Raw genomic sequence first — 5,343 nt, 5'->3', positions numbered from 1 at the left:
CCGCCCAGCCGCAGAACGGCGGCTTTGCGCTCCTTGGCGTCGCCAACGCCGTGGACGATCATCGGCTCCTCCAGAATCCGCTCAACCGTGTTGCGCGGGTCCAGCGAGGAGAACGGGTCCTGGAACACAATCTGCATATCCCGGCGCCGCTTGCGCAGCTCTTCCACTGATAGCTTACGGATGTCCTGCCCTTCGAAGAGAATCTCCCCGGCCGTTGGCTCAATCAACCGGAGCAGCGAGCGTCCGGTCGTCGATTTACCGCAGCCGCTCTCTCCTACCAGGCCGAATGTCTCGCCTCTGCGGACCGCGAACGAAATATCGTCCACGGCTTTGACGAAGCCCTGCGTTTTATTGAGAAACCCTTTTTTAATCGGATAGTATTTCTTGAGTCCCTTTACTTCCAGCAAATTCTCGCTCATACCGCATCCTCCTGACTACCGTCATGCAGCCAGCACCTGCAGCTGTGCCGGTTCTCCTGAAGCGTAAGCTCCGGCAGAGACTGGCGGCAGATGTCCATCACATGGGAACAGCGCGGCGCAAACCGGCAGCCCTGCATATTTTTGCTCAAAATAGGCACGTTGCCCGGAATCGAATACAGGCGTTCGCGGGTCTCATCCATTCTCGGCACGGAGGCGATCAAGCCCTGAGTGTAAGGATGCAGCGGATTTTTGAAAATATCGTGCACCGAGCCCTCCTCCACAACCTTGCCTGCGTACATGACGGCGACCCGGTGGCACATTTCCGCAACAACGCCCAAATCGTGGGTGATCATCATAACGGCTGTCCCCTGCTCCTCGTTGAGCCGGCGGATCAGATCCAGTATCTGCGCCTGAATCGTCACGTCGAGCGCGGTTGTCGGCTCGTCCGCAATCAGCAACTCCGGACTGCAGGAGATCGACATCGCGATCATTACCCGCTGACGCATGCCTCCCGACAGTTGATGCGGATACTCGTCGATAATGGCCTCGGGCCTTGGGATGCCGACCTTGCGAAGCATTTCCACCGCATGCTCACGGGCTTCCTTCTTGGACAATCCCCGGTGCAGACGCACCGTTTCGATAATTTGCTGGCCCACAGTGAACAGCGGATTGAGCGAGGTCATCGGCTCCTGAAAAATCATGGATACGGCATTGCCGCGAATTTTCCGCATATCCTTTTCCTTCATCGGCACGATATCCGTCCCCTTGAAAACAATGCGGCCATCGACAATGCGGCCCGGCGGATTAGGCACAAGCTTCAGCACGGACAGGGAGGTGACGCTTTTTCCGCAGCCCGATTCTCCCACCACGCCCAGTACCTCACCGGGATTGATATAGAGATCGACGCCGTCGACCGCAGGCACTTCCCCTTTTTCCGTAAAGAAATGCGTATGTAGATTCTCAATTCGTAGAATAGGTTGGATCAAGGAGCTTACCTCTCTTCCGGCAAAATTGAACATAGGTCAAATTTGAAGCAAATAAAAACTCTCCGGTTCAGAGAGAGATCAATAACATAACATCATATGAAAGCATTAATCTAACACCGCATGAAAGAAATACTGCTTTAAACCAACAGAGCTGTTATATAAGTTGACTTTACTATATATATTCCGACCCGACAAGTATAATTTTCACACACATGGACAGCCTTTTTTCATCAATATGCATGTACATGCGTTTTCATGAAAAAGCACTCAAAAAAAAGACTGCGCTATTTATACAGCGACAGCCATTTCTCTAGTTGATAGCGTAAAACTTCCCTGTAATGGACAGGCTCGATTATTTCCGCTGCTTCTTTAAAGTTCGTCACCCAATCAATGAATTCCCTGTCCCGCTCAAGCGAGACCTCAAAATAGGCGTACTTACCATGCTGCTCCGTTTTTATGGGAACTATCCCACTCTTTCCCCTCCTGATTTCCTCCAGCACACCTTCAGAAAACCTGACCTTAAACACCACACGGAGGCTGTCCTCATCCACTGACCACTTTTGTTTCGTAAATGCCTGCAAGTTGAACGGTTGTTTGGAAAAGTTCTTATCCGTCAGTTTGACATTCGTCAGATCATGGGTGTGAAAGCTTCGGATGACCTTCATGCGGTGACAATATCCGATAAGATGAAAACGATTTTCCAGAGGGACCAGGTAATACGGATCAATCTCGAGTCCATTCTCCTCCTGAGCATTGTCGAAGTAATCGGCGCGTATGCATTTCTGTTTCAAGACGGCGTGAAGAATATGGATCAAGTGGGGCTGTTCCGGCCCGGCGCCGTTTCGCTCCATCCAAAGAGAACCGGCTTCCTTCCTGGCGATCTCCATTTTTTCTTCTCTGTCCGCCTTCTGCTTGTATTCGGCCGCCATCACTTTTTCATAAGCACTCTCGAAGCCGCGGGGCATCAGAGGCTTAATCATTTCAATAGCGTTACTAAGCTGCGAAAATGCGGCCGATTCCTCCGATGACCAGTCCAGGGGGTACAACGCAAAATTGCCGATAAAAGCATATCCTTTCCCATGCCCCATGTGAGTAATCGGGATATGCATAGCACTCAGAGCATCCATATCCCGATAGATCGTTCTCTCGCTGGTGCCGCAGCGTTCAGCCAACTCGCGCGCCAAAATGCCAGGCTTGGCCTGAACGAGCGTAATAATACGCATCAGACGAATTAATCGGTCTGTCATAATAACTTCTCCTTGCCACAATTAGTAAAATAGACTCATTGAATTAACATTATATAGATATATGTATCTATTTTATAAGAATAAAAATTTTATATAATAGATTAAGTAATAGAACTATTTTACTATTTTAACATACTTAACATCTTGCTTCTTCATTACACGCCTGGATGATAAGTGAATATTCTCACAAAATATTGAAATTACTTATCCTTCGGCTGCTCCCGGTCTTTCACATGCGGGTGTTTGCTCTTTTTCAATCGGATCGGACTTGCCTTCGCACTGTATGTATAGCGACTCGGCTTCCCGCAGCAGGTCAGGATCCCCGGAACGCGTGGCCATAAGCAGCAAATTATCCGCATGACGCCGCAGCTTCTCCTTCGCAAGCGTTTGCTGTCCTTCCGAATATACTAACAACGCTTCCGTAATGGTCTTCTCTGCCTTTAACAATTCCACACGCTTCTCTACATAAAATGAACTAGCGGCATCGATATATCCGGTATGGCAGCTATACTCAAGACTCAGCTTCTGTACAGGCAGCTCCCGTCCACGTTCACCCGGCCGCTGTCTGTATCGCCACTGCAGCCACAGCATTTCATGCCTGCCGGCCGCAAGGGAATCTAGACTAAATACCAATGCAATATATTTACTCTGCCCTGAACGGATGGCCCCCAGAGGGAGCAAGAGTCCCTGATCCCCGCATTCCGCGGGGCGGCAGCCGTGCACGTCGGTTAGGCTAACGTGAGGTTCAAGCCATATACGCAGCTCAATGTCGCGTGCAGCCAATTTCTGCGACTTCTTCCGGCCCATACCCGGCTGCGCGGCACCGCGCCATTCGATAAGCAGGACGACCTTTTGCGATTTGCCGGAAAAAATGTAATCATGGCTCCATGTGTAAGCCGGTTGAATGCTGGCTTGCATTATTTCCACCTCTTTCTTTTTTTGGGTTTTCTATTAATGTACCAATGTTGGCGGACAACTCCTTGTCATGGAATATATGTTCGGTTTGATATTATCGGCAAAAAAAAGAGCCGATTCATAGAAATTGAACCGCTCTCGAAAAGCAACAGCTATAAATGGCATTATGCAATGAATGATTTTCTTCTTCTTTGAAGCAGTTTACTTTCGGGATAGAGGCACGGCGAACGAAAGAAGGATTCCAGTCGCCCATTTGGCGCAAAGCAGGGAGAACAGAAAAAAATAAAATGGCCCAAAGAATAGCCGGCATTCCGATAAGACGGGCCAGATTGGCGGCGTCGCCCGCGCGTGGTGGCGAATAGAAGGATGCGGTAACCAGTTGAACACTCCTGCACTAGGACCCTCCATTCACCTCTAAGTATAACCGAACATAAGTTCTTATTCAAGGGATTTCCAGGGAAAGTTGCTGTCAGACGAGGAGATCGCAAGGAAAGCGTGGGACGTGAAGGCAGTCGAAGAGGCTTCGTAAGTCAGAGCTTTGAAACAGGTCGAATAGGTATTTGAGGGAGAACGGGCGGCTATTGCCACAATTTGTCGTACACTGGCGTGTTATAATATAGGATAGGAAAAACACATTTACACGTCAGGCGGTGATCCAACCTATGAAATTAAAGATTCTTCCTTCACTGCCGCGTCTGCTATCCGTAATCCTGCTGACTGGAATCCTCTATACTCTTCCCGCGCCGGCTGCCCATGCGAATATTTTAGGCGACCTGTACCGCGGACTGGAGCAGTTCTCCGAGCTGCCTGACCAGGTGAATGATCTGCAGGACAGCTATCATCAGACCGTAAACGAACTGGAACAGACGAAGGATAAGCTTGGACAGACTGTGGGTGAACTGGATCAAACCAAAAATCAGCTGGAAGCGTACCGCAGCGAGAACACCTCGCTTCAGGAGCAGAACCGGCAGCTCACATTGATGATCGATGAGCTTAGAGACGAGCGCGCCGCGCGGGAAAGCTATATACACCGTCTTAAAGTGACTGCGGCTACGGGTCTCGGACTGATTGCGGGTTATTTTATTCTCACTAGAGTTATCCGCCTTGGCATGCGAAGCCGCTCGAAGCGAGGGGACAGATTGCATTAATAGTCAAATCCGGCAGGGAGCGTCCCTCAATATGAGAAAGGAGTGCGGGCGGTGAACGCGGAAGTACAGGACGGAGGAAACGCCTTGAGCGGAGAGGCTTTGACTTTCACGCTGGAGGAGAATGAGGAAATTCATGTGCTGCATCCGCAGCAGATTATCGCCTATCAGGGGCCATCCTCCGGGCGGGCCGACAGATTCATGGATGTAAAGGGAATGTACCGCAAGCGCAAGCTGATCCGGGCGGATATGACCGGTCCTTGCCGGTTCACGGCGGCTCTGCCCCCGGGCTATAGCGTCAAGACGGTTACGCTGGACGGCAAGGACGATTTGCTCTACGACTTCAAGCACCTGTTCTACTACAGCAAAGGAATTAACATGCAGACCCGCGTGCTAAGCGTAAAGAATATGATCGTGACCCGGGATGTCGTCAAAGTCAGGTTCTCCGGCAGCGGAAGCATCGGCATCCTGACGGAAGGAGTCGTATGCGAAGCGGCTCTGGACCCGGTGCAGCCTTTATATGTCGATGCGGGCAGTGTGATCGCCTACCCCGAGAATGCTGTGCTTGAGCTGACGGTCTACGGCAATCATCTGGCCAGCCAGCATATGAGCTATCACTGGAAAATGACCG

The 5,343-nt window shown here is 50.6% G+C and carries 6 protein-coding genes; 2 read left to right on the top strand and 4 right to left on the bottom strand.

Annotated features, from left to right (window positions below; translation table 11 throughout):
• The 4 genes from L691_RS0115210 to L691_RS0115195 all read right to left on the bottom strand — a co-directional run.
• Positions 1-419 (bottom strand): ATP-binding cassette domain-containing protein (locus L691_RS0115210; RefSeq protein ID WP_025691332.1); only part of this gene is annotated, 419 nt, incomplete at its 3' end.
• A complete protein-coding gene (locus L691_RS0115205; protein ID WP_025691331.1) occupies positions 416-1,405 on the bottom strand; it encodes an ABC transporter ATP-binding protein in 990 nt (329 codons plus the stop codon). The genes L691_RS0115205 and L691_RS0115210, both read right to left, overlap by 4 nt.
• 284 nt (positions 1,406-1,689) lie before the next feature.
• Positions 1,690-2,652, bottom strand: a complete 963-nt coding sequence (locus tag L691_RS0115200) for a helix-turn-helix transcriptional regulator (protein WP_025691330.1) — start codon at positions 2,650-2,652, stop codon at positions 1,690-1,692.
• 204 nt (positions 2,653-2,856) lie between these two features.
• A complete protein-coding gene (locus L691_RS0115195) occupies positions 2,857-3,570 on the bottom strand; it encodes a hypothetical protein (protein ID WP_025691329.1) in 714 nt (237 codons plus the stop codon).
• Between the two features lie 659 nt (positions 3,571-4,229).
• On the opposite strand from L691_RS0115195, the gene L691_RS0115190 reads away from it, so the two are divergent.
• Both L691_RS0115190 and L691_RS0115185 read left to right on the top strand, forming a co-directional pair.
• Positions 4,230-4,715 (top strand): coiled-coil domain-containing protein, encoded by a 486-nt coding sequence (locus tag L691_RS0115190; protein ID WP_025691328.1) that lies wholly within the window; start codon positions 4,230-4,232, stop codon positions 4,713-4,715.
• Positions 4,716-4,766: 51 nt separating this feature from the next.
• A partial coding sequence (locus tag L691_RS0115185; protein WP_025691327.1) for an AIM24 family protein occupies positions 4,767-5,343 on the top strand: 577 nt, incomplete at its 3' end.

The sequence above is a fragment of the Paenibacillus zanthoxyli JH29 genome (assembly GCF_000520715.1).
In the GTDB taxonomy this organism is placed as follows: Bacteria; Bacillota; Bacilli; order Paenibacillales; family Paenibacillaceae; genus Paenibacillus_AQ; species Paenibacillus_AQ zanthoxyli.
Note: the sequence above shows the minus strand (reverse complement) of the source record. Positions and strands in the feature narration are given on the sequence as shown.